The following is a 25,172-nucleotide window of genomic DNA, read 5'->3' as shown; positions in this document are numbered from 1 at the left end:
CCGGACATCATGATACCGGTTTAGTGGCTCTTCGATAGAGATGAGTTTCGCTCGGCGAGAGGGACGGTCACGTTCGACGCCCCCCTTCTCGCCAACGACTAGGAGGAGGGTGACGTCGTCTGTTTTTCCTCGTTCGAACGCTTCGGATCGCGAATGGTCCGATCACCAGCCAGCGCCCCCGCCGCGAGTCCGACCACGATCGCGCCCCCAATGGACGCATTGGACGGTTTCTCATCGGTTTCCGGCTTGCTCGTCGCCGCGATCTCCTGGGCATCGACCGTTGACTCGAGGCTTTCGTCGATCGTCGCGACCTCGGAGAAGAGCTCGTCGAGATGATCCCAGTGCTCAACCGGCGTCGAGGGATGACCGAACTCGAAATTGACGTCGATGGGAGCCTCGAACAACGTCGCTTCCGGTCCGGCATCTTCGGACGACGACTCTCCATCGTCCGAACCACCCTCCTTGGTTTCGGCGGCGGCATCGTCCGAATCGGACTCCGCCTCTCCGGTTTCCTCCGTTTCGGGAACTCCTCCCGGGGCGACGCCATCAACGGGAACGAGGACGTTTTCGCCACCTCGTTCGTTGCGCGCCTCGTCCTCGACTGGAGGTTGACCTTCCTCGTCGAGGTTCTCCTCACCGGAGTCATCACCCGCCAAGCGAGCCCTTAAGAGCTGCTGAAGCAGTTCGCTGACGCCATGCCAGCTCGGCATCGCGGATCGGCCAAGAGCCGACGCGAGGTTCGAGAGGGCGCTCTTGGTCGATTCGCTCTCGATACCGACCCGATCGAGCGCCGACTCGACAAGGTCCTCGACCGACAGCGAGTCCGCCGCCCGCGAGAAGACTTGATCGATGATGCCCGAGAGAGCCTCGAGATCGCCGGTCGGAAAATCGCCGCGATCGCGTCCAAACCCATTCTCAATCCCCGCGCCGCCGTTGAGCCCGTTTTGCGGGATGAGGTTCGCGGCGGTGAAGATCAGGGAGCCCAACAGGTTTCCGGCATTCGTTCCCGAATCACCGGGAGAGACTCCCGCGATCAACGATGTCGACGTTCCGCCTCCATTGCTCGGAGTTCCACCGGGATCGCTCGGTGCCGACGGATTCGAAGGCGTGTTCGGCCCAGTCGGCGGTGACGGAGCGGGATCCCCTCCCCCAGGAGCGGGCGGACTGGGCCCACCGCCCGGCGGGTTCGAGGGCCCTGGATCGGGCGTCGAAGGTGGCGACGGTCCCGGTGAGGGATCGCCTCCTCCCCCGTTGGTCGGTGGGGGTGAGACGGGAGGCGAGGTCGGACCAGGCCCCGGCTCGGGGGTCGTCGGTCCAGGATCGACCGAAGGTGGGGGCGACGTCGGCGACCCACCGGCATCCGCGCCGACGTCGGAGAAGTCGAGCACCAGCGCCAGTTCCTGTCCGGCGGAGGCGTTCCCTTGGAAGGTCGACGACGCGACCACTTCCCCGTCCTGGACGACGTTGAATCCGCCCCGGAACTCGCCACCGGCACCGACCAACGTCAGGCTGTAGTTATTGGCGGCCGAATCGGGAATGATAAGTACTTCCGTCGTCGCGTCGTTGGAGTAATAGGCGTTGTCGATCTCGTTGAGGTTGCCGGAGCCGACGCCATCGTTGCCAACGCGGTTATTGTTGGAGTCCTCGAGGACGAAGCCGACCGGGTCGAACCAAGCGTAGATGCCGTCGGGCAGTTCCGCGCCAAAGATATCCTCGATCTCGAGAACGAAGGTCTCGTTGATCAGTCCGAGGTTCGGGTCGTCGCGTTCAATCACCCCGGAGACATCGAACGTCGCCTCCACGATCGAGCGATCGACATCGAGGAGCATCTCGGAGGCCGTCGGCAGCTGAAGACCTTCGTCCGCGTTGGGGTCGTAGCTTCCAAAGGCGACGATCCCAAGTTGGTTGACCGCATCGAGACCTTCTCGTTCCCAGAGAAACTCGAGCGACGGCGCCACCGAGGAACCATCCTCCCCGGTGGAGATCAAGTCCCCGCCCGAGACCGGAGCGCTCGAGAGGACTGGAATAACGGCCAACGTCAATCCTTCGAGGTCGCCCACGAGCGTCGCCCCATCGATCTGCTCGATGGCGTCGAGGCCGATCCCGAAACCGACTTGGGCATCGGGAGCGTCCGGATCGGCGATGAGGAAACGAGCCCCTCGCGCCCAAGCGACGATGAACTCTCCGCCCGCGACGCCCGCCTCGGAATAGATCGACTCGATGAGCTCCGCGTAAAGTTCCGTCAGTCGTTCGTTGACCGCCGTGGCGATCTCCTCGGAAGAACTCCCCTTCTCCTCGAGGCTTTCGGCAAGTTCCTCGAGTTCCACGCGGATCCGCTCCGCGTCATCCCGCTTGGTGACGTCCTTGGTCGCGTGTTCGGACGCCTCGGCATCGGCGAGAGTGATCGTCTCGAGGGAGGTCTGAACCGGCGCGACCGCCTCGCTGCTGATCTCGTCACCTTCGCCATCCGGCTCGGTCACGACGATGAGGAACTCGGTCGGATCCTCGAGCGTCAGCCCCGAGCGGTTCTCGATCGAGTCGGCCAGCGTCAGGCGATAGGTGCCGGCCGTCAATCGGCGCAGGCCCCCTTCGATCACGACCAAGCCGTCGTCAGTCCCGAAGTCTCCCGCCGGGACGCCGTCTTGATTGAGCGAGATAAGGACACGATTGCTGTCCTTGTTGAACGAAACCGACGCGAGCGTGACGGAACCAATGACGTTGCCGTCATCATCGAGCTTCTCGAGGAGATAGGCGTCGAGCGTATTGACCGTCTCCACTCGAAGGGCCTCGGCGCTGGTGCCATCGATGTCGAGTCGGTAGTCACCCTCTTCGAGCAATTCCGCGATCGTGATCGTCACGGTGCTCGCTTCGGCGTCGTACTCGATGAGGTCGGTCGTCTTGGTCAGGCGGCGGAACGACTGCCCGTCCAAGTCGTGAAGAACGTAGTTCGATCCGAGCACCGCTTGATCGGGGAGAAGCGACGCGTCGAAGGAAAGCGTGATCGTGGTCGAGCTCTCGCCGGTCGCGAACTCGATGCCCGTGATGCGCGGACCGCCGGTGGTCCCCTCCTCCTCGCTGGACGACTCGCCCTCGGTGATGACTCCCTCGCTATCGACCGAGAATCCATACTCTTGATCGCCGCCGGCGAGGAGCACCCCGTCGCTGCCTCGCAGCCCAAATCGGTCGTTGAACTGGACCTCGATCTTGTTCGGCAAGTTGCTCGCCAAGGGAGACCAGGCGGTAACCGTCTCCACCCGCGGACCGACCGTCTGGTAGAAGACCTCAATCGACCGGCTTCCCGAGAGCAGATTTCCGGCCAAGTCGGAAATGGTACCGGCATGAACCGTGAGTTGGTAGTCGTCGGTGATCCCGGCGAGCTCTTCGGGGAGCTCGACGTTCAGCACGTAGCGTGTCGCGCTGATCTTCTCGATCTCGAAGCCTGACTCGACAAGGGTCTCGTTTCCGTCTCCGAAGCCGCCATCTCCACCCGCCGCCAGCAGGGAGTAGCTGCTCGGGTCGAGGGCCCCGGCCTCGTCGACCTCCTCGGAAAAGTCGACGAAGAACTGGACGCCGACGGGCCCACCTCCCTCACCACCATCGATGACGTCCCACGTCAGGCTTTGGGCTCTCGGCCCCGTTCGGTCGACGGTGATCTGGAAGTCGAAGTTCTCGCCACGCAGCTCGTTGCCCGACGCATCGATCAGCTTGAGCGACACGAGGTAGTCACCGCCTGGCAGCGGCGTGTCGATCGTGACGAAGAACTCCTCGGAGACGCCACTCTCGCCAAGTCCCAAGACGGCCGAACCGTCGTCGAAGAGCCCTTGCGGCGTCTGCCCGACCGGGGTCAATTCGACCAGCGCGGTCAGTTCTCCGGCCGCTCCGACCGGGAAGAGATCGCCGCCAACGATGCGGAACGTCGGTCGGGACTTGTTGGTGAGGTTGTCGTTCGCGTCAACGCCGGTGTCGCTCTCCTGGGCCAGTTCGAACGTATCCAGCGTGGGGCCCGTGCGATCGGCGACGATGGTCGTGAGGAAGTTGCCACCCGGCGACGCGTCGCCATCTCCATCGAGAGCGATCCCGCCACGATTGATGCCGTTGGGCCCCGAGAGCACCGAGACCGAGTAGCTCCCCTCGGCGAGTCCGTCCTCGAACGAGAGGGTCGCGGTGTTGGTTGCCGGATCGAAGAGAACCGAGCCGATCACCTTGCCGGAGACTTCGTAGACCGACGGATCGCCGACGTTGGTCAAGTTGGTGCCGTCGAAGGTGACGACAATCGTTTCACCGACAGCCTCCACCTTGGTCACTTTCGGAGCAATCGTGTTGAGTGTCGCCGTGACGGGCGCCGAGGTGTTGCCCCGGGCGTCGACAAAGCGAGCGAAGACATCGACCACCGGGTTCGCCGTGTCCGACGCGATCCCGGTGGTGGAGGTGATTTGGAAGGTCGTCGCACCAGCCTCGAGGACGACGGTGGCGAGGCCATCGTCGAACACGCCATCACCATCGACGTCGAGTTCGATGGTGATCTCTTCCCCGGCCGTCGCGGGATGGGGGTCGCTCACCGCCCCGGCGAAGCGATAGAGCACTCCCGACTCATCGCTGCCCGCGACGCCGATGACCCGAAGGTCACCCGCGGAAACGGGCGCCGTCGTGTCGACGCTGAAGAAGTCGACAAAATCGCCACCGGCGCCGCCGATTCCATCCCCGTCGAGAGGCACTCCGTCGGCACTGAGGATCTCGTCATTGGCCGTCAGCCGGTACCTTCCATCCTCGAGCACGCCCGACAGCGTCAAGATGAGGAGGTTGTTCTCGGCGTCGTAGGCGTTCTCGCCGCTGATCAGTTCGGAGCGATCACCGCCGACGATCAGATTTCCCTCGGCATCGACCTGTTCCAGTTGGAAGAGGGAACTGCTGAGCGTCGCGGGATCGAGTTCGACCGAGTCGAAATAGAGGCGGATCTGCTGCGGACTCTCGCCGACAGTCTCGTCGGGAATCATCCGGACGATGCGTGGTCCCGCCAACTGCGTTTGAATCTGAAGGCGATAATTGCCTGTCGAGCGTTCGAACCCACGCACCTTGACGGTGTAGGACTCCCCGGCCGCGCTTGCCGCGAGGGAGACCTTCAGGAACGAGTCCTTTCCGCCAAGGTCGTCGCTCGACGCGATGACGTTGCCCGCGGGATCGTAGAGCGTCATCACCGTATCGAGGGTTCCGCCAAGCTGATCGGCGATCGTTCGCAGGGTGACTTGCGAGTCGGCCGAGAGACGGAAGCGGTAGAAGTCGGCGTCGCCGGCGACGTCGACGTTGGCGAAAACGGCAACGTCCGCGGGGTTGGTCGCGGGATCGAGGAACGATGCGGGATCGCCCGCGCCACCGGGACCGACGGGTGTCGCGAACTCGGCGGTGTCGTTGGCTTCCCACGGATCGGAAATCGGCGTCGCCCCCGCCTCGCCGGTGAACTGGAAGGTCGTCTCGATGAACGCTCCCGACGCGTCGGTGGCACGCACAAGAAGCGTCGTGCGTCCGAACGCCGCGGAGGCGTAGTCGACGACGAGCTGGTTGCCGACAATCGCCGCGGAGTCGAACAAGGTTCCGTTGGCCACCGATCGAAGCGTGTAGGTCAGTCCCGCCCCCGACTGTTCCACGTCGCTGTAGAGCGACGGCAGATTGATCGTCGTTTGACCGGCTCCGGCGGCGAAGAAGGTCGGACCTGTCGGCGCGTCGTTGACGGAGAGAACGTTGACGTTGAACGTGACGAAGAACGAGAACCCAAGCTGGGCATTGGTGACTTCGAGTGTGATGCTCGAGGTGCCCGACGTGTTCGCCAAGTAGTCGAGCACCAAACGGCCCGATCCGTCGATGTAGGGTGCCTGCGCGAACAGCGATGGCTTGCTCACGCCTCCCTGCGGAATCGAGAATGTCGTGCCCGGGCCAAACTGCGCGGGCAGGTTGAGGAAGGTCGTCGGAGCGTCCTCGAAGACCGACACGTCGGGGATTGAACTGGCGACACTCAGCGAGGCGGCCACCGTCACGCCCGGCGGCGACTGCGTCAGTGGGACAACTCCAAGAATGTTGGTCACCGAGTCGCGAGCGCTCGCCAATCCCGACAGATGGGTGACTCGAAGCGATGGCGGCGCCTGGTCCCCAGCGTCCGCGGTCAACTCCACCATGAGGACGAACGTGGCCGACGCTCCGGGTCCGACCTCGGCGAAACCACTCCCCAACACGTCGATCGAAAACAAGCCCTCCGAGAGGCTGATCGTGTCGAAGTGCTGGACGGTCACGTCGACCGCTGGATCGATCACCCCATCACCATTGATGTCGCGGTAGAGGGTCAGTGACTCGATGACGGAATTCGGATCGGACGACGTCTGATCCACGGCGAACGTGAATGTTTCGACCAGAAGCGAGTGATCGCCAGGCGTCCCATTGTTCGAAACGACGACCTCGAGCAATTCCGTGCGTCGACCTTCGCTCAACCCGGCGGGCGAGATGTCGGTCGTCACCACGGAGAACTGTCCGGTCTCGATGTCGCCAATCGGATCGAAGACGATGTGAACATCGTCCCCAAGGAATGGCCCGCTTACCGACTGCCCCGCTCCGTCGACGATCATCGCGCCCGGAGCCAACGCCAGTTCGATCGTTCCGTCGCCCCGAAGGCCCGAGACGGTGACCAAGTACTCGAGAGGGTCGCTCGTCGCCTGCACGCCGAGCTGACCGGTGACATTGCCAGTCTTCAAGAGGGCGAAGTCGGACGCGTCGACCCCGAAGACGACTTTGCTCATCGTCACCAGGTAGGTAATCGACTCACTAAAGGGACTGGGCCCGCCAAGGAGGTCGATCGAGGTCACTTCCGGGACGGACTGGTCGATAACGATCGCCGCACCAGCGAACCGTCCCTCCGAAAGCCCCGCCTCGTCGATTTGGTTGCCTGCCAGATCGACGGCGCTGCCATCGTCGACGAAGTCGAGCCGCAACGATCCATCACCGGCGACGCCGGCGACGGTGACAATCCACTCGTCTCCAGCAACGCCATTGGGGGTGACTTGCTGAATGACGCCGGTCGCGGTACCCGAGGTGGTGACTTCGAAGTCCACCGAGTCGAGACTGAGGACCGCCTCGTTGAAGGTGACCAAGAAGTTCACGGTCGGAACATTCGTCGGAAACGCGTCGAGAGAGTCGATCGATTCGATTCGCGGGGCCTCTGTGTCGATCGTCACCTCGAAAGGTGCCGACAGCCCACTGACGTTCCCGGCTTGATCGGTGGTTTGGCCGCGGAACGTGTGAGTGCCGTCCGCCAGCGGGCTCACGACCGCGAACGCCCAACTTCCCTCGCCGTCGGCGTTGGTCGATCCGAGTAGCGCCCCGTCGAGAAAAACCTCGACGCGACCAAACGACTCGGCCGCCCCAGACAGCGTTGGCGTGTTATCATTGGTAACTTGGTCGCCAGGAACACCGGCATCATCCGCGATCATCGAAATCGTGGGAGCATCGGGGGCCACGCTATCGATGACTTCGAGTGTGGTCGAGCCGAACGCCTCTTCGCCGAAAATGTCCGTCACCCTCAGCGCGATGGTGTGCACGCCGAGTCCAAGCCCGAGGCCCGCGACTTGCCCACTCGTCAAACTCGGCGTCGGCCCGGTGGTGTCGTCGTATTCTCCGTCGTTGTCCAGATCCCACTCGAAGGTCAGGTAGTCGCCGTTGGGAATGTTCGGATCGGTCGCGGTGGCGAGGAGAGCGATCACGTCGTCGGTCTGGCCGATGGAGTATGGACCGCCGGCCGACAAGACCGTTGGTGAGACATTCCCTTGATCGACCGCGACGAGGTACGAGACCGAGTCGCTCATCGCGGGATCGGAACTGTCCGTGACCGTAAGGGTGACGGTGTAGGTCCCAAACGTGGAGAAGGCATGGGAAACGGTGACGCCCTGCTCTGTCGGGCTGCCGTCGCCAAAATCCCAGGTGTACTCGACGAGGCTCTTGATCGGGTTCTGATGGAACGAGGGACTGCCGTCGAACTGGACGGACTGATCGGGCGCCACGTTGCTTGGCGCCACGAAATCGGCGACCGGTTCGAGGAGCGCGGCCACCGTGTAGACCTGATTGATCTCCAGATCCTGATCGAGGGCATTCCCAACGACGTCGACGATGTCGGTCGTCGCAGCGATGTCCAGCCCCAAGAGGCCGGCCCCGAAAACGTTGGAGACCGTCACCCGATAGGTTGACGCGTCCGCGTCCCCCGCGTCGTCGACGCCGACGGGTGTGTCGGCCGTGACTCCCACGAGAGCGAGTCCAAAGTCGGTCGCGTCGACATTCGCCACGTCTTCGCTGAAGACGACATCGAAGACCACGATCGACGAGTCGGTGGGACTTGCCCCGGCAAGCGTGATCGCGACTTCGGGGACGGTATTGTCGAGGACGTATTCTTCATTGGTGTCGGGTTCGACCACCACCAGGGAGTTGCCCGCCAGGTCGTCGATCGATGCCGACGGAGCCAAGTCGAGGCCGACCGCTCCGCTGTAGCTGTCGAGATCCCCGCCGGCCACGGTCACGCTCCAGGCAAGTCCCGCTCCCCCATCGGCCGACAAGAGACTCACGACGCCCGCCGTCGAACCTCCACTGACTTGGAAATCGGCCATGTCAATGGTCGTCACTGCCTCGTCGAACGTCGCCAGGAAGACGAGCGAGTCCGCGTTGGTCACCGGCGACGCTGGGGACAAGCGGTGGATGGCGTCGAGCACCGGCCCCGTTCGGTCGATGGTGGCGGCGTAGGGGCTCGAGAGACCACTGATGTTGCCGAGCGAGTCGGTCGCCGTCGCCGTGATGACGTGGGCCCCTTCCGCGAGGGGGACGCCGTGGAGGTAGCTCCAGTTCCCCGACCCGTTCGCGGACGTCGATCCGACCGAGCCGCCGTCGACAAAGACTTCCACGATACTGAACGCTTCGGCCGACCCCGAAATCAGTAGTGTCTGGTCGGTGGTGATGCCATCGCCGCCATTGACGCCCGAGTCGGTCGAGATGCCCGCGATCACCGGAGCCGACGGCGCGATGGTATCGACCACGTAACGCTGACCGACAAAGTCGCCGTTGCCGATCCCGGGACCTCCGATGGGAACCGCGGCTTCGCTGAGCACGGTGTCATTGTCGACGAAGTCGAGCCCAAGCTCTCCCTCACCGGAGACGCCGGTCACGGTGACCGTCCACTGCGTTGGACTGTCCACAACGATGGAACCAATGACGCCGGTGACGCCGCCGGTGGTGTGCAAGCTGAAGTCGGTGGGATCCAACCCCGCCACGTGATGACTGAAAGTGACGTCGAACTCGACAACATTGCTCGCGGTCGTCGCCGGCCCCACCCGATCGATGGCAACGACTTCGGGCAGGCCCAAGACCGTAATCGCGGGAGATTGAAGACCGGCGACTTGCTCCAGGTCGATGGTCGGCATCGAAGAAGCGGCGAGTTGCAAGAAGTGGCTCGCCTCCACCCCCTCTAGCAAGGGCATGATTCGGAACGAGTCGATGGGCGAATCGCCGACGTCGGACGCGACGACCGCGTGCAGGAGGTAACGAGTCGAATCGCCGTGGCCCATGGTGTTGCCGACGCCGAACGTTAGCAGCCCATCGCGAGCCGAACTCGACGGCAGCGTGTACTGGGTCTCCTCAACACCTAGTTGACCGTCTCCGTCGAGATCCTCGATCAGCACGAAGCTGTCGAAGAGTGCCTCGAGGTCGCTCTTGGAGACGGGCGTTCCGTTCTGATCGACAACGGCGAACGAAAGGGTCTCGACAGAGATGTCGTCGTCCGACGAGTGACCGTTGTGGGTGACGATGAACGAGAGGAGCGACTCGGTGCCGGGCTGCGAACGATCGATCGCGGAGGGCGTGAGGCTGAAGTCCATCGCGATACCGACGGGAGAACTCTGGTTCTCGATCCAGGAGATCCCCGAAGCGCCAAGGGCCGCGGCGACATCCAAGTCGCCGTCCCGATCGAGATCGCCAAACGCGAAGGACGTCGCGCTACCGAGCCCAGTGTCGACCGTCCCGACCTGGAAGTTGCCGTCTTGGAGATGGTTGGTGACCAGGACGAATCCACTCGCCGACGCTCGGCCGACCATGACGTCGAGGTCGCCGTCCTTGTCGAGATCGGCGATCTCGATCTGGTCGATCGGACCGGAACCGGAGAACGTGTAGACCTGGCTGAAGGTGCCGTCACCGTTGTTCGCGTAGATCCTGAGATCGCCGGTGGCGCTGTTGCCGACCACGACATCGAGGCGATTGTCGTTGTTCATGTCGCCAAGTCGCACGAGGTCGCCGGCTGGTCCAGTTGCGAGGCCGTCGACGCGGTTGAGGCTTCCGTAGTCGTCGTAGTTGTCAAAGATCACAAACGGGCCAACACCGCCCAGTTGCGGCCCGACCGCGACGATGTCACTGTCCCCATCGCCATCGAGATCGCCGACATCCAAGGAGGCGATCCGCGCGTTTTGCGCCGACTGCAAATTGGTAAACTGCCCCTGACCATCATTCTCGAGCCAGAAGAGTTCGAAGGGTCCCTCGAGCGCCACGACCAAGTCGAGATCGCCGTCGTCGTCCATGTCGGCCAGATCGTAGGAGGCACCACTGGAGTTGTTTCCCGGACTCGAGACGACCTGTTGCCAGCCACCTCCCCCGCGAAGGTCGTTCTCGAAAACCCGCAACAGGTCGGTTGGATCGTAGCTGACCAGATCGATGTCGCCGTCGTTGTTGACATCGGCGAGTCTGAAGTCCGTTCCGACGTTCCCCGCGATCCATCGGACCGTGGCAAGCGTCCCGGCGCCGTCGAGGTTCTCGTACCAGCCGAATCGCTCGACCTCCGGACCGAACGACGCCACGACGTCCAGATCGCCATCGCCATCGAGGTCGGCGAACTCTATTTGTTGGGCATCGTCGAGTGTCGCTCCATCGACGAGGTGATTCTGAACCAACACCGTCGCGGAATGCAGCGATCGATTCTCGAAGCTATCGACGTACTCGCCGCTCGTATCGAGCGAGACAAAGTCGATGTCACCGTCGCGATCGTAGTCGCCAAAGGAAAGGACCGCGAGGTCGACCTCGGGCTCGTGGAGGGTATGGTTCGCGGCGATGCCTCCCTTGCCGTCGTTGACGAACCAAGAGATGACCACGGTTTCGGGGGAATCGACTACCTGGGCGGTGCCGCTCGTCAGGAGATCGAGATCGCCATCGGCGTCGATGTCGACCAGCCGGACGTCGTAGAGATTCTCCAGACCACTCGCCAAGAGGTCGCCAGGCGTCCCGAACGCTCCCTTGCCGTCGAGGTTCTCAAACAGGAAGACACCACCGGCCGAGTAGGAACCGACGACGATATCCTCGTCGCCATCGCGGTCAAAGTCTCCGGTTAGGAGCGTGTAGCCGTCACTTTCGTACTCCACGGCGCCGGTGTCGCCGATAGTCTGACGCGTCCAGGGCGAAGGACTGCCGCTGCCGTCGTTAGCGAACCAGGAGAGTTCGTCGTAGCTCCAATTGAGCAACACGACATCCTCGGTGCCGTCGCCATTGACATCCGCGATGGCAATGGAACTGTTCGAGCCCGTATCGGACCCGGCAATCTGCATCTCGTAGTAGTCGAAGACTCCGTCGTAGGAACCGCCCATGTTCGCGAACCAGACGAGCGAGCCTTCCTCGAACTCATCGTCGACTCGCAACGCCACGAGGTCCCGATCACCGTCGCCGTCAACGTCCGCGAGTTGCAGTTCCTCAATGGCTGCGCCATTGGTGATCTCGTAGTCGTTGCCCCACTGATTGCCCTTGGATTGGTTCTCGTACCAGACAATTCGTGAGTCGGTGCCGACGACGATGTCGACGTCACCGTCTCCGTCGACGTCGTCGGTCTGGATGCTCGTGACCTTTTCCTCGGGCAGGTACCGAATAACCAGGCCGGTCTCGTCGAACGAAAGATCGCCGTTGCCGCGATGCCAAGTGATGCCCGTCGTGAAACCGCCATCGAAACCCGCCAGGATCAAGTCGAGCGTTCCATCGCCGTCGATATCGGCCTGCGCCAGGTACTCGCCCTGCCCCACCGATGGCGTCTGGAAGTAGTCGATGTTGTCGAAACTGACCGGGGGCTCGACGATCGACACCGGGTCGCTAATGACGACTCCCGAGCCGTCGAGAAGCTGATTGCCCGCAATGTCGACGATGGAACCGTCGATGTCGTTGACGACGAGGGCGATGCCGCCGGGAACACTGTTCGAGTCAACGCTGACGACAACGCGATAGGCACGTGACGAGACAGCATACACATCGAAAATACCGCCCGACGCGTTGCCGAAGAACTGGAGATCGAAGTCGCTCGGAGTGACCCCACTCACCCCCTCGCTGAACGAGACGAGGAACTCGATCGTCGGCTGTGAGCTGCTTTCGGGGCCGACCGCGGAGACGACGTGCGGGTCGCCGGCCACATCGGCCACGACCGCTTGCGGTCCGACCACCTCGCCTGGGAGGCTGGACACAGTCAGCCCCGTGACAACGTCGTTCGTCCGAACTCCCGAGACTCCCATCTCGAACTTGGCATTGGGAACGAGATCGGATGCACCCTCCTCCAAGATCAGTTCGACGAAGAAGGTGGCATCGCCGCCGGGAACCAAGTCTTCGTACACTTCCAGATCGACCGTCAACTCCGCGAAATTGCCCGTTGAGACGACGAAGCCTTTCGAGACGTGTTCATCGCCACCATCGAGCTGGCCATCGAAATTGCGATCATGAAAGACGACGACATCCTCGATCACCTTGGACCAATCGATCGGAGGGCCTTCGCCCGTGGTGAGGTCGTCCAAGTCGAAGCGAAGCGTCGAGATTTCGACTTGGGCATCTCCCGATCGGCCCAAGTGCGACACCTCGACGGTGAAGCGGTGCGTCGGGACGCCTTCTTCAACGATGTCGGAACCCTCGGCCCGAACATCGAACGAGACCGACGCGAGCTGCGTCGCCGACCAGGCGATCTGACCGGCGCCTTGATCGAAGCTGAGCCACGTCACATCGAGATCGCCGTCGCCATCGACATCCGCGAGGGCGAGGTCTCGGCCACGAGGAAGCCCCGTCATCACCTCGGTCGGAACCGGATGGAAGTAACCCTGGTTGTTCTCGTACAGGACGATGGTGTCGTCCTGCCCAAGATCGCTGGCGAGTCCGACAATGTCCAGGTCGCCATCGAGGTCGATATCGGCGACGTCGATCTGGCTCGGCTTGAACGACCCGCCACCGATGAGCGAATAGGGACCGGCGTAGGAACCAGCTCCCTGATTCTCGATGAGAATGACTCCATCGAAGTCGGGCACGGTCGCGACGATGTCGGTATCCCCGTCCCCGTCGATGTCGACGCCGTGAACGTCACGAACCGGTCCGGCGACACTGCCCACCGAACTACCGGAGACCGTTCCGTCCCCCGCTCCGAGACGCCATCCGATTCCACCGGAGCTGTCGCTCCAAATCACATCGAGATTGCCGTCACCATCGAGGTCGACGACATCGAGCGAGGTGATGGAACCGGATCCCCCGCCATAATTCAACGCGGAGCTGAAACGCCCCGATCCATCACTCAGCGAGACGCGGATACCACCGGCATCGTCGCCGATCACCAGGTCGAGCCAGCCATCCTCGTCGAGATCGCCGAGAGCGACTTGGGTGTACCCGATCCCGCCATCGCTAGCGGCGAGGGTCTTGTCGAACGAGCCGGCGTTTTCCTCGATGATCCAGGCGCCATCAGGAGCCGCGACGACTATCTCCATTACCCCGTCGCCATCGAGGTCGCTCGTCGCGAGTCCGCTAAAGCCCTGCGCGAAGTTGGCGAGCGTGGAGCCACTAAAGCCCCCGTAGCCGTACCCGTACCCAGTTTGCTGGTAGAAAGCGAGTTCTCCCGGCACCGATCCAGGACCGATCACATCGAGCATTCCGTCGCTATCGAGGTCGACCCATGTGATTGGTCCCTTCTGAGCGATGCTCGAGATCTGCTGATTGGCCAGCGAGCCGGGGAAGGTCGCGCTTTTGTGCAGGCCGATGTTTTCGGCAACGGTGAGTTGGTACCCGTCGTGGATGGCGACATCGAGATCGCCGTCGCCATCAAGGTCGCCGGTCAGCGGACGAGCCAGGTTCGTGGAGTAGAGCTCATCGCCAACGCGTTGGCGAGCTCCAAAGACTCCATCGCCTTGATTGGCGAACCAAACGACTTCACGCTCCGGAGCCAGGCGTGTCGCCAGAACGTCCAGATCACCGTCTTGGTCGAGGTCGGAGATCGTGATCTTGCCCACGCCACGAATCTGGGTCGAGATGGGATTGGGAGTGTTGCTGAAGCCGTCGCCCGTGTTCTCGTACCAATTGACGACCTCGTCCCAGACAGCGACGATGTCATTGTCGCCGTCGCCATCGATGTCGCTGACGACGACATCGTGAGGAGCGTTCTCTGGCGACGTCAGCCCGAAGCCGGGACCCGCGAGCAACGTCCCCAGTTGATCCTCGAGGAAGAAAACGCCACTGCCATCACCGATGGCGATCTCGATCCCCTCGGAAGGGGACACGAATCCGTCACCGTCGTCGAGGGTGTAGATGACGTCGTTGAGCCCGTCGTCATCGACATCGCCGACGCTCACGCTCCGGGCACTCGCCGTCGTGCGGACGGGTGACATCGCCCAGGAATCGGTGGGCGACTGCCCTCCCAAGTAGGCCCTCACCTTGGTCGAATCGACGACCACGACGTCGAGCAGGCCCTCCTGATCGGCGTCGAAAATCTGGAAATCTCGAATATCGACGAGACCGCCGGCAATCGTTCTGGGAGCATCCCACATCGAGAGAGGATCGCCGTTGTGGCGGAACCAGATCAGTTCCCCATCGATCATCGACGCCACGACATCGAGCCAGCCATCGTGGTCGATGTCGGCCAACTCGATTTGAAGAGGCTCGGTGCCCGGCGAGATCGGCGACGAAATGTCGCCTTCCCATTGGTACCACGAAAGCGGACTATCGCTCGAGTACCAACTGAACTGCTGCGTGTTGTAGTCGAAGCCGACAACGTCGAGCTTACCGTCGCCGTCGATATCTCCCAACTGGGCGGCCCGCGGGTAGCCAATGCTGACGTTCTGGCGCGGACTGCCGAAGGGAATTAACGGACTCGCACTGTAGGCGGCGACAAACCCGCTAGTGTAGCCCAGCGACTCCCAACCGGCACCGAAGGCGCTGTCGAACGTGGCGGTTCCACCAAAGAAGCCCGCGACGAGGACTCGCCCGGAAGCATCGAGGGTCACTCCGAGAGGCTCGATGATATTGTCGCTGCCGACAGCGCGGGCGAAAGTCGGATTGCCGCTGGGATCGAACTGAGCGAGGAAGAGAGCTCCCGAACCTCCATCGGGCGTCAGCGTCTCGCTTCCGACGTCGATGCTGCCGTTGAAGTACCCGACGAGCGTCATGTTGCCGTCGGCGTCGACCGCCACGCCTTCGCCTCGGGAGGTTCCCGATGTGCTGACCGCCGTAACGTCGTGAATGTCGCCATTGGCATCGTGGATCGCGACAAACGCGCTGGTCGACCCCACCGAAACATTGTGGCCAACGTTGTCGGGATCAAAGTTGGTGAAACCACCAATGGAACCGGACGTGTAGATAAGCCCCGAGTCGGCCACGACGATATCGTAGACTTCGTCGTAACCCGACCCTTCGTAGGTGTGATACCACTGCTGGGAGCCGAACTGATCGAGCTTGACGAGGAAGACGTCGCCTTGGAGAGCGGTAACCTCCCCGCCCGGATCACTGGGTAGAAAGTCGACTTGGTCCTCAAAGACTCCCGTCGCGTAGACGGAGTTGTCGGCGCCGATCGCGACCGAACGGACCTCGTCGAAGTAGGAATTTCCGCCGTAGGTGCGGTGCCAGTTCACATCTCCCTGGTTGTCGAAGGAGACGACGAAAGCGTCTTTACTGCCGACGGGAGTCACGACATCCGCGCCGAAGGCGATCTGGTCGCTGAAGTAGCCGCCAACCACGACGTTGTCGTCCTCGTCTACCGCGATGTCCCATCCCGCGTCCTGGTCGGAGCTACCAAACCCGTGCAGGGAGGAAACCTCGCCGTTGTCGGCATCAAAGCTGGCGACGAAGACATCCGAGAAGTCCAGACTGTCGATCGCCGGAATGCCAACGGTATTGTCCCCGAGGACTTCGGCCGTCCCTCCGAACCACCCGGTGACGTGAACCTTACCCGAGTTGCTCAGCGCGAGCCCGCGAGCTTCCACGTTGACGTTGGAAACGGCACTTCCCAACCCCGTGACCCAGTCGAGGACGCCGTGGGCGTCATATCTGGCGACAAAAGCGCCAGATTGGGCGACGGAAAGGGTTGATTCAACCCCCTCTCTCAGGTCGAAGTCGACTTCACCCTCGAACCGGCCGGTGACGTAGATGTTCCCCGAGTCATCGGCGACGATATCGTGAATGCCGTCGCTTCCGAGGCCACCCTCAAGGACGAACGCTTCGTCAAAGACGCCGAACCCGTCGGACGCCGTGGGGAGCAAGACACCCCGGACCTGGTCCGCAACGAATGGGAGAGTCGCGTCGGTCGCTCCCGTCTGGAATTCGAGCTCCCAATCGCCGCCGAGATCTTCCGAGCCTGTCGGATCGATCGAAGCCGCGACATCCGCTCCCGTCAACTCCGCGACGCGTGAGGCGAAGAGACGACCATCGCTCCCCGAGGCGACATCGCACCCCCAGAAGAGGATGTCCCCCCCTTCCGTCAGCGACGCTCCAATTTGGGCCAATTCGTCGGAATAGCTCTCCAGGTCGTCCAGCCCCACGAGCCCCGACCCGAGTTGGACCGCGCCTTCCTCTCCGTGCGCGAAGACATGAATCGAGTCGACGTTCTCGGCACCACCGAGAACTTCGGCCATTTGGACCAATCCGCCCCGATCGCTCTCCAGGTACGCGACCCGAACGCTGGGGGGCAGTTGCGCCATCAAGGAGTCGACGTTCGCGATCGACGGATCGATAAAGACGTACTGATTGGAACGATCGCCCGAGGCGGCGGGCAACTCGGTGGACGGTCCGAGCAAGTCGGGCTCGTCGACGCCGAGGAAATAGGGAGAATCGACGTTGAGGGGGGCCATCGGCGACGCGGTGAGCAAGCAGCGGCGTTCGAGCTCCTCAATGCTGTAACACCGCGAGGGAGGTCGAGTACGCCGCCGAAGGCGATCCTGCGACGGAGGAAGCAGTGCCGACGGAATGATCGTAAGCGGGATTCGCACGACGTCACCAAGTTAGGTACGAATGTAGCGTCAATGGGTGCCCCAAAGGAGCACTCGTGCGTCGAAACTTTAAGGTCGGTGTGGAAGTTGTTGAACCGACACAATCTGCGCGCTGGTCGCGCTTGGCCCTGCGCGACACCTGCGAAGCATCAGCTTCCGTGGCCCGAAAAGCCTCAAACCGCCCCAGAGACGTTTGAGCGTGCCACGCGTCCCATTGAAACCCCCGCAAGGTCGATATGTTATCCGCATTTTGCCCCAGTTGCAATCAAGGGTTAAGCCGAGACTAAAAGATTTCGCTCAAACGGAACGACCTACAAGCCACAAAGTCAACCGGACGGTCGTGTTCGGCGAGCCGACGCTCTGGGGCGTCGACATCGGCTCTCCGCGTCACAAGTCCAAACTTAACAACACCTTAACAGCATCATCCACAGGTCCGTCCGCATGTAGCTTCGACCTTATTACGTTTTAACCACTTCATTGTTGGCAATCTTGTGAGCGAATTGGGCTATTCGGCACGACCACTTGAACCGGCAGACTCCTCACCATTGGTGAGGGACTGAAAGGGAGTTCACCCGCTGGGCTAACGATCTCCCCTGCGGGACTTGTGACATCAAACCACCCGAAGGGAAACGAATTGCTCCCCTCGTACCACAACGAAACACTTCTGGGGACGACACACTCCACCAACCATCGGCATTCGAAGGCTCTCCTCCGCACCAAGCCGCTCAGGTTCCATCCAAACGAGGCCGAACGCTCACCTCGATCAGTCGTCCCGAGCGAACGAGGGAGATCTGAATCGAGTGGCCCTGGCCCGCCAACGAGAGCAAGCGATGCAAGTCGTCGATGTCGTTGACCAGTCGTCCCGCGACGGAAACGATCAGATCGCCCGGCTCGATCCCCGCTTCGCGCGCCGGCCCGCCCGATTGCACATCGACCACCTCCACCGCGCGGTCGTTGAGCAGATCGAGTTCGTGAGCCAGCACCGGGCGCAGCGGCGCGACGGTCGCGGTGATCCCCAACCGGGGACGACGGACCTCGCCGTGGGAGAGAATCTCCGTGATCACCCAGCGGGCGGTGTTGGCCGGTACCGCGAACCCGAGCCCTTGAGCCCCCGCGATGATGGCGGTGTTGATGCCGACGACGCGCCCGCCCGAGTCGACCAGTGGGCCACCCGAGTTCCCGGGATTCAAGGGGGCGGTATGCTGCACGACGTGTTCGATGGCGCGTCCCTCGGGACTGCGCAAGCCTCGCCCAAGGGCGCTGACGACTCCCGTCGACACCGCTGACTGAAAGCCGAACGGGTTGCCCATCGCGATCACGAGTTGGCCGACGCGGAGCCCGACGGAGTCGCCCAGGGACGCATAGGGTAGGTCACGAGCGGCGAGTCGGATCAACGCGAGATCGGTCGAGTCGTTGTTACCAACAACTTCAGCTCCCAGCCGGTCCCCATCCGAGGTGGAGGCCCAGACGTCGCCTCGGCGACCGACCACGTGGCTATTGGTCAAGGCATAGCCGTCGGGAGCGATGATAACCCCCGAACCGATCCCCGAGTCGCCCGACCGCTCGGCGTGTGTGATGCTGACAACCGCCGGCCCGACTTGCTCGGCGACACGGATCACCGCCTTCGAGTAGGCGTCGAGTAGCTCCTTGTCGTCGCTCGATGCCGATGAATCGTCCGGATCCGCGCGACGATGCGCGTCGGAGTTTCCCGTATTCTCGGCTTGCCGTCCTCGTCTGCCCTGTAACCACCTTTCTTCCATGCAGTTGCGTCGGCCGCCTGTTGATTGTCTCAGTGATTGAGACAATCACTGGGACAAATCCCACCGAGACCTGGTCCAACTCGCCACCCAGAGTGCCTGACTGGGCGTCGTTCGATGCCGAGTTGCGACCGTTCGGCCCCATCGTCCTTCTCCTTGTCAACACCGCTTTCGCTGGGGACGCCAGGAGACTACACGACGGCATCACGACAATCTTCCCCGCCGTCGCTACCGAGGAAGTTGATTTGCTTCATCTTGCGCTGGCTGTCCTCGGTCTGAAGGTGCCGATACAGCCTTGTCATCTCGGTGTCCCGATGGCCGAGCCATTCGAGAAGCTCCGCATCTCCCGCCCCGTTGCGATAGGCCTCGGAACAGAAGTAGTGCCTCAGACCATGCACCGTTCCATGGGCAAAACCCTTCTCGCCGGGAGGAGTTGGGAATTCGCTATTGAGCGACTCGATCACTTTGCTCTTGAGAACGTCAAGGACCCGGCGGTTGCAAAGTCGGCCTCCTTTCTGGCCGCGGAAAACGTACCCGTCGGGATGACGCCGCTGGCCTTTCGCGACGGACCGGAATACGGGGTGCATCGGCAGAGCTCGGTCGCGTTTACCTTTGATCCGTCGCTCCTGTCCCGTTTGCTTGCGCTGCGGTTGTGATCGCTCGTCCGTTAGGCGGATCGTATTGGCCTCGAAGTCGAGGTCGCTCCAGCGCAGCTGGGCCAACTCGCCGATCCGCAACCCCGTCGTCGCCAACGCCGCGATGACCCTTGCCATCCAGACGAGGTCGGGATGGTCATTGCAGAACTCGACCATTCGGGTCACCTGCTGCTTGGTGTAGCAGTAGGTGGTGCTCCCTTGCGACTTTCGCAAGTGTAGTTTGAATGCTGACTCGGGAGGCAGGTGACCCTCCTCGACAAGCCAGTTCACGATGGAGCAAATCAAGTTCAGCTCAAGATAGATCGTGCGCTCGGCATACTTGCCTTTCGCCAAGTGGCTGCCGTACTCCTTGGTCACGCTCTTGGTCACGTCGACCCAGTCGGTGATGCCCCTCTTGTCACAATAGTCGATGTGCTTGTCACGCACCGCACGATAGCGTTGAACGCTTGCTTTGCTGACACCATCGATGAGTTCGGGCCGTTCACAACGCTCGATGTAGAGTTCCCAACCGCGCCGGATGTTCACCCCTTTCGGTTTCTTGCTTTGCTCCGGCTCGATGATGCCGAACTTGATCGCCATGTGCTTGTCCAGGGCGCGAAGGCGACGCAGGGCCTCCTCCCGGTCTCGTGTCCCGAGTGACGGCTTGCCGCAATGGTGCTTGCTGTTGATTCGCCCATCGGCGAAGTAGACGCCGCTTGGCTTCCTTCTTAAGTACCAGGTGAAGTACTCGCCGACGATGGGCTGTTCCTTCGGCTTTCTAGGCATGGAGAGACTCCTGTTGTCAGTGTGCTTCCTCCCCGTCCGACGACATCCAATCCGGACGCCGGCCAGGAAGCGGTTCGTCGGATTTGTCGTTGAGGACCGGAGCGATTGGATTGGTTGAGGGATTCGCTCGTTCGAGAGCGTCCTCGGGGAAAACGACCTTGCCGTGCTTGCCACCGGGCTGAACGAATGGGATCTTCTCGTCCCGCTTCAGCCGCCAGATCGTCGCTACGGAGAAGCCGGACAGTCTGGCAAGTTCCTTGGCAGTGAGATAGGACGTCCTGTCCTTGGATTTGGCCATCATTCTGCCGATTCAATTTCCTCACGACGGAAGAGTCGCGGTGAACACCGCAGCCATGCGTGCGGCGAGCGCATGTCTCTGTTTACCCGTTAGGGCATGGGTAATGAAGAGACAGCGTCTGGACACGCTTTCGCAGTTTTGGAAGGAGTTCGTTCGACGAGCTGGAGATTCAAGTCATGGAGATGTGGACTTGATTCGTCTTGACGATTGGGAATTCAGTGCATTTGCAAGTCACGCCGAACGCGTTCCGTTCTGCTCGGCACTGCTGGGCAAATCCCAGTCCTTGCCAAGAGCTTTGGCGATCGTTTGGCGATCCGAGTGAACCGTGCTCTCGTCAACACCGAGGTACTCTGCGAAGGCACGTTCGGCCAGGTTCACACGCCTCTTGAAGGCACCGGGATGGCGCTCCCTGAGCACTCGCCAGAAGTGAATGAGACGGAAGCGACGTTCAAAGCTCCCGATCTGATTCTTCGCCTTGTTGCTGGCATCAATGATCCTTTGCCATCCCTCAAGATGTTCGCCTGGACTAACGGCTTGAAGAGAGGCTACCAGGAGATCGCGAAGTTCATCGCGGGCGGGCACCGGAAAGGTATCGGGCCAATTGAACAAACCACCGGCACGCATGAGCTGGGTGACGATCGAAAGCGGAAACTGACCGCACATCATCGGGAGCATGGGAACTGGGACATCAGGACCCGCAATCCCTTGGAGCCGCCATTTGACACAGAATTCGAGCACCGACGAGTCGTACTCCGCCCAGCCTTCTTCCATGGACGGGTCCGAGGCTCCCGCTGATTGCCCCGAAGGGATCGGTACACCGACCATCGCCGTTCCCCAGCGGTGCATTGGTTCACGGAGATTCGATCGAAGATCGGCAAGTTCACCGCAGAACTCCGAGTTCGTCATCAGCCAGCCGGCGTACCCGCAGCCGACTTCGTGGAACCACGACAAGCTCTTGTTTGCCGTCGCGCAAATCTCGCGTGCTTCCTCCTCACCGAGTTCTTTGAACTCAACGAGATCCTTCGCTTCCATTAGTCCCGTGTTGAAGAGCCCGCAGTCGATTGGCACGCCGTTCCAAAACCCGAGTCGCGAACCGTGATCTCCGGAGTGTCGGGACAGGACCAACTCCATGTCGAACAGCTCTTTGGTTGACTCGGGTGATTCACGGAGTACAGGCTTGCAGATCTTGTCCAGTAGTTCCTCGGGAATGGTGTAGAAGAACTGCCTCGTCTTCAGAATTTGTGGGTCGATGGTGGCTCGGGGAGGTTGCCGAGATTGTGATAGAGAGCGTATTTGAGGGTGCTGGGGTCGCGAAAGCCGTAGGATCGGCGGGTCGTCAATTTGACCTTCAGATTCATTCCCTCGACGGCGCCCGCGGAAATCTCTCCTTTTGCCTCGAACCAATTGAAGATCTGCTCGGCGTGACGCTCGAGGGTTCGTGCCAGGTTGCGCATCGGTTCGATCCGTGTGCTCAAGGCCCGATCGAGCCACTCCTGGAAGAAGGATCCGATCCGCCAGGGAGCCTTGTAGTCCCAAAGCCGCTGGAAGTCTTCCTTCATCAGGTAGCACTTGACCGTCCTGAGGTTGTGCGTCAACAACTCGTTGAGACGAAGGACCTCCTTGCGTTTGAGGTTGCCGCGACGCTTGAGCAGCAGCCAACGCGTCCGCTTGAGCACCTCGAAGCCCTTGCGTTTGAGTTCGCGTGCCTCCTGGGCCCGCACCTTGTCGATCGCCTTGTTGAACAACTGCATGATGTGGAAGCGGTCGAGAATGTGCAGGGCCCCATTGGCCTCGCGAGCGATGACCGACAGGTAGGCTTTCCACATGTCGCTGCAGATGTACTTCAGCCGCTCGGTTCGCCGCCTGCCGAAGAAGCGAAAGAAACGACCGAGCGTCTCCTTGGTCCGGTCTTGCCCGACCCAAAGCAGACGACGCGATCCGCGGTCGATCTGATAGACCAGGGTGAAGTACTGATGCCCCTTGCGGTAGGCGACCTCGTCGATGCCGATCGCCTCGATCCCTTCCAGCTCGCGATGGCGGATTCCCCAGCAAACCGCCATTTTCACCGCACGAAAGACGGTGTGCCAACTCGTGCCGAAGATCTCGGCGGTCTCACGCCAGCTCAAGCGTTTGGCCCAACGGGCCAGGAACCATTGGAAGCTCGACGTCGTTCGCTCCTTGCCCGACGCCCAGGGAATGCGTTCCACCTTCACCCCGCAAGCAGGGCATGCGACCCGCCGCGCCGCGTAGACGAACCAGACCGCCAGGCCCCACAACGGCACGTGCTGAAAACGGCGTTCCGGCAAGTGGTCGTACGTGCCGCCACGATTCCCGCAACCCGAACAGATCGGCCGGCTGCGACGCCGTGGGCGAACCCGAACCAGCAGTCCCTCTTTCGACGAATCGGCCCAAGCCGCCGATTCGTAGACGAAACTCCCGTGACGCTCCAAGGCGTTGAGGATAACCTGAAGTCGCATCCCGTCTCTCGCGGCTGGCGTTTGAAGAAGTCCTTGCAAACTCCATCATGCGCCCCTCGAGAGCGGGATGCTCTTTTTTGGCCTCCTGCCGACTTCTCTCCTTTCCGCTTGACCAGTGGAACATCCTCCCCGCCAACGGCCAAGGAGGAGTCTTTGCCGGGCGACCGAAGCCGAGCCACGATGGCGAGGATGCAGGGCGAGCGAAGCGAGAAGACCAGGCAAAGCAGCAGCCGGACGCGGCCCTTGGCATACGGCGGTAACCTCCACTACCAAGCGGAACGGAGAATACACTCACCACCCACAGATTTGGCAATAGAGCCGAAGAACTTTCCCTTCACGAGCGGATGGTTTCGGTACTTCGCAGGAACCGCCTGATTCTGGAGAAACGGAGCTGGCGTGAACAACCCCTTCGTTTGCACTTCCAGGGGAGGCCCGTGTTGAGCGGACGTTTCCTGCTGAAGGCTGGGATCCGAACTGTTCGTCCATTGGCGTACAAGGTCTTCATACCTCATTGATCACTCCCGGTGGACACAACGATGTCGAGGGTCGGGCGATCGAGGCTACTCCGCGACGGGGAGGGCAAACGACCGAACGATCTCAGTCTGTTTCGCGAATAGAACTCTCGGCTACTCGATGTGCCCAAGAGCTAATCGGCCCCCAAGTATCTTGCCACGTTTTGGGCGAGAATTTAGCTGAGGCGGTGATGCCGAACGCTTCGAGTATGCTAGACTCCGTGTCTCCGAAGCGATCGGGCGCAATACCATCGCCCCGCTTTCTCCCTAAATCATTCTACACAAGAACGTTACGCCACCACCTCTCCCATCAACGGATCATGACCATTTGCGTCCGCGAGCGCGCACGAAACCTTGGTGGCGTTGTCGTCGAGGATCGTGGGCAAATGCTTGCCGACCTGACGGAGCTCATGATGATCACGCTCCTTGTCGGACGACCTGACTCGCGACGACGCTTGGCACTCTCCTCTCGGTAGTTTCTCGTCGCGACGGTGTCCCAACGGCTCGTTCGAGCTCGTCGCCGTACGTGACGAGATAGCTCTTGCAACATCACCACGAAACCTCGGAAGAACTCCACGCTCAGTCTGAAGAATCAGTTACCATGGCATGGGCCATGGGGCGCATCATGTTGTGTGGAGATGGTCTGTTGACGTCGTCGAAGGCGGGACCCGAGGGATCGCCGAACGGAGATTGCCAAGGAGTCACCGATGTACCCGGAGCCGATGGGAATCGCCCAGACAAACGTGCCAAAGCGCCGTCCGATTCGCCAGGTCCTCGCAGAGATGGGGGTCGAGACCAATCCATACGCCGGTTTCGACGCCAGCCAATTCAACCTCGATCTCCATGGTTGGCATTCGACGCACCCTCTCTTCGAACAGGTCATCGCCAACCGGCGCCCCGAAGTGATCATCGAGATCGGGACGTGGTACGGAGCTTCAGCCATCCACATGGGCAAGCTCCTAAGAAAGCACAGCATCGCGGGAACGATTGTCTGCGTCGACACCTGGCTTGGCAATCTTCCCCTCATGCGAATGGAGCACTATCGTCGCCTCCTCAAACGAACCCATGGAATGCCGTCGATCTATCCGCAGTTTCTGGCGAACGTCATCCATTCCAAGCTGCAAGAGACCCTACTGCCCATTCCGATGACTTCCGTTGTCACCGGTCGAGCCCTGCGTCGAGAGCGGGCGACGGCCGACTTTGTCTATGTCGATGGATCGCACAATGAGCAGGACGTCGCCACCGATCTGGCGATCTACTGGGAACTGTTGGCTCCGGGGGGCGTCATGATGGGTGACGACTACACCACTCAGTACCGAGGGGTCGTCAACGCCGTCAACCGCTTCGCCAACGAGAAAGGCCTGAAGCTTCTGACCAACAGGGAGAAGTGGTTGCTTGAGCACCCCGCCTCTTCGTCTTGAACTCGATGAACAATCCTCTGGC

At 61.6% G+C, this 25,172-nt stretch carries 7 protein-coding genes; 1 reads left to right on the top strand and 6 read right to left on the bottom strand.

What is annotated here, in order from left to right:
- Positions 1-98: 98 nt before the first annotated feature.
- From Pan216_RS12235 to Pan216_RS12210, 6 genes are all read right to left on the bottom strand, one after another.
- A complete protein-coding gene (locus Pan216_RS12235) occupies positions 99-17,264 on the bottom strand; it encodes an FG-GAP-like repeat-containing protein (protein ID WP_145258265.1) in 17,166 nt (5,721 codons plus the stop codon).
- Between the two features lie 725 nt (positions 17,265-17,989).
- Positions 17,990-19,024 (bottom strand): S1C family serine protease, encoded by a 1,035-nt coding sequence (locus tag Pan216_RS12230; protein ID WP_145258264.1) that lies wholly within the window; start codon positions 19,022-19,024, stop codon positions 17,990-17,992.
- Between the two features lie 188 nt (positions 19,025-19,212).
- Complete coding sequence (locus tag Pan216_RS12225) at positions 19,213-20,442, bottom strand: tyrosine-type recombinase/integrase (protein ID WP_145258263.1); 1,230 nt, start codon at positions 20,440-20,442, stop codon at positions 19,213-19,215.
- Between the two features lie 16 nt (positions 20,443-20,458).
- The gene (locus tag Pan216_RS12220) at positions 20,459-20,743 is read right to left on the bottom strand and encodes a helix-turn-helix domain-containing protein (protein ID WP_145258262.1); all 285 of its coding nucleotides are present in this window, start codon (positions 20,741-20,743) and stop codon (positions 20,459-20,461) included.
- Positions 20,744-20,971: 228 nt separating this feature from the next.
- Positions 20,972-21,871, bottom strand: coding sequence for a hypothetical protein (locus tag Pan216_RS12215; RefSeq protein ID WP_145258261.1), 900 nt, complete (start codon positions 21,869-21,871; stop codon positions 20,972-20,974).
- 101 nt (positions 21,872-21,972) lie between these two features.
- On the bottom strand, positions 21,973-23,217 hold the full coding sequence (locus Pan216_RS12210; RefSeq protein WP_145254871.1) for an ISL3 family transposase: 1,245 nt from the start codon (positions 23,215-23,217) through the stop codon (positions 21,973-21,975).
- Positions 23,218-24,436: 1,219 nt separating this feature from the next.
- Here Pan216_RS12210 and Pan216_RS12205 point away from each other — a divergent pair.
- Positions 24,437-25,150, top strand: a complete 714-nt coding sequence (locus tag Pan216_RS12205) for a class I SAM-dependent methyltransferase (RefSeq protein ID WP_145258260.1) — start codon at positions 24,437-24,439, stop codon at positions 25,148-25,150.
- Positions 25,151-25,172 lie beyond the last annotated feature (22 nt).

It is taken from the genome of Kolteria novifilia, assembly GCA_007748055.1.
Lineage (GTDB): Bacteria > Planctomycetota > Planctomycetia > Kolteriales > Kolteriaceae > Kolteria > Kolteria novifilia.
This window is presented reverse-complemented; position numbering and strand designations above follow the sequence as displayed.

Excerpts from the sequence above, each read along its gene's own strand:
- Pan216_RS12230 (WP_145258264.1), bottom strand. The coding sequence starts at position 19,024 with ATGGAAGAAAGGTGGTTACAGGGCAGACGAGGACGGCAAGCCGAGAAT.
- Pan216_RS12225 (WP_145258263.1), bottom strand. The coding sequence starts at position 20,442 with ATGCCTAGAAAGCCGAAGGAACAGCCCATCGTCGGCGAGTACTTCACC.
- Pan216_RS12220 (WP_145258262.1), bottom strand. The coding sequence starts at position 20,743 with ATGATGGCCAAATCCAAGGACAGGACGTCCTATCTCACTGCCAAGGAA.
- Pan216_RS12215 (WP_145258261.1), bottom strand. The coding sequence starts at position 21,871 with ATGGAGTTGGTCCTGTCCCGACACTCCGGAGATCACGGTTCGCGACTC.
- Pan216_RS12210 (WP_145254871.1), bottom strand. The coding sequence starts at position 23,217 with ATGCGACTTCAGGTTATCCTCAACGCCTTGGAGCGTCACGGGAGTTTC.
- Pan216_RS12205 (WP_145258260.1), top strand. The coding sequence starts at position 24,437 with ATGTACCCGGAGCCGATGGGAATCGCCCAGACAAACGTGCCAAAGCGC.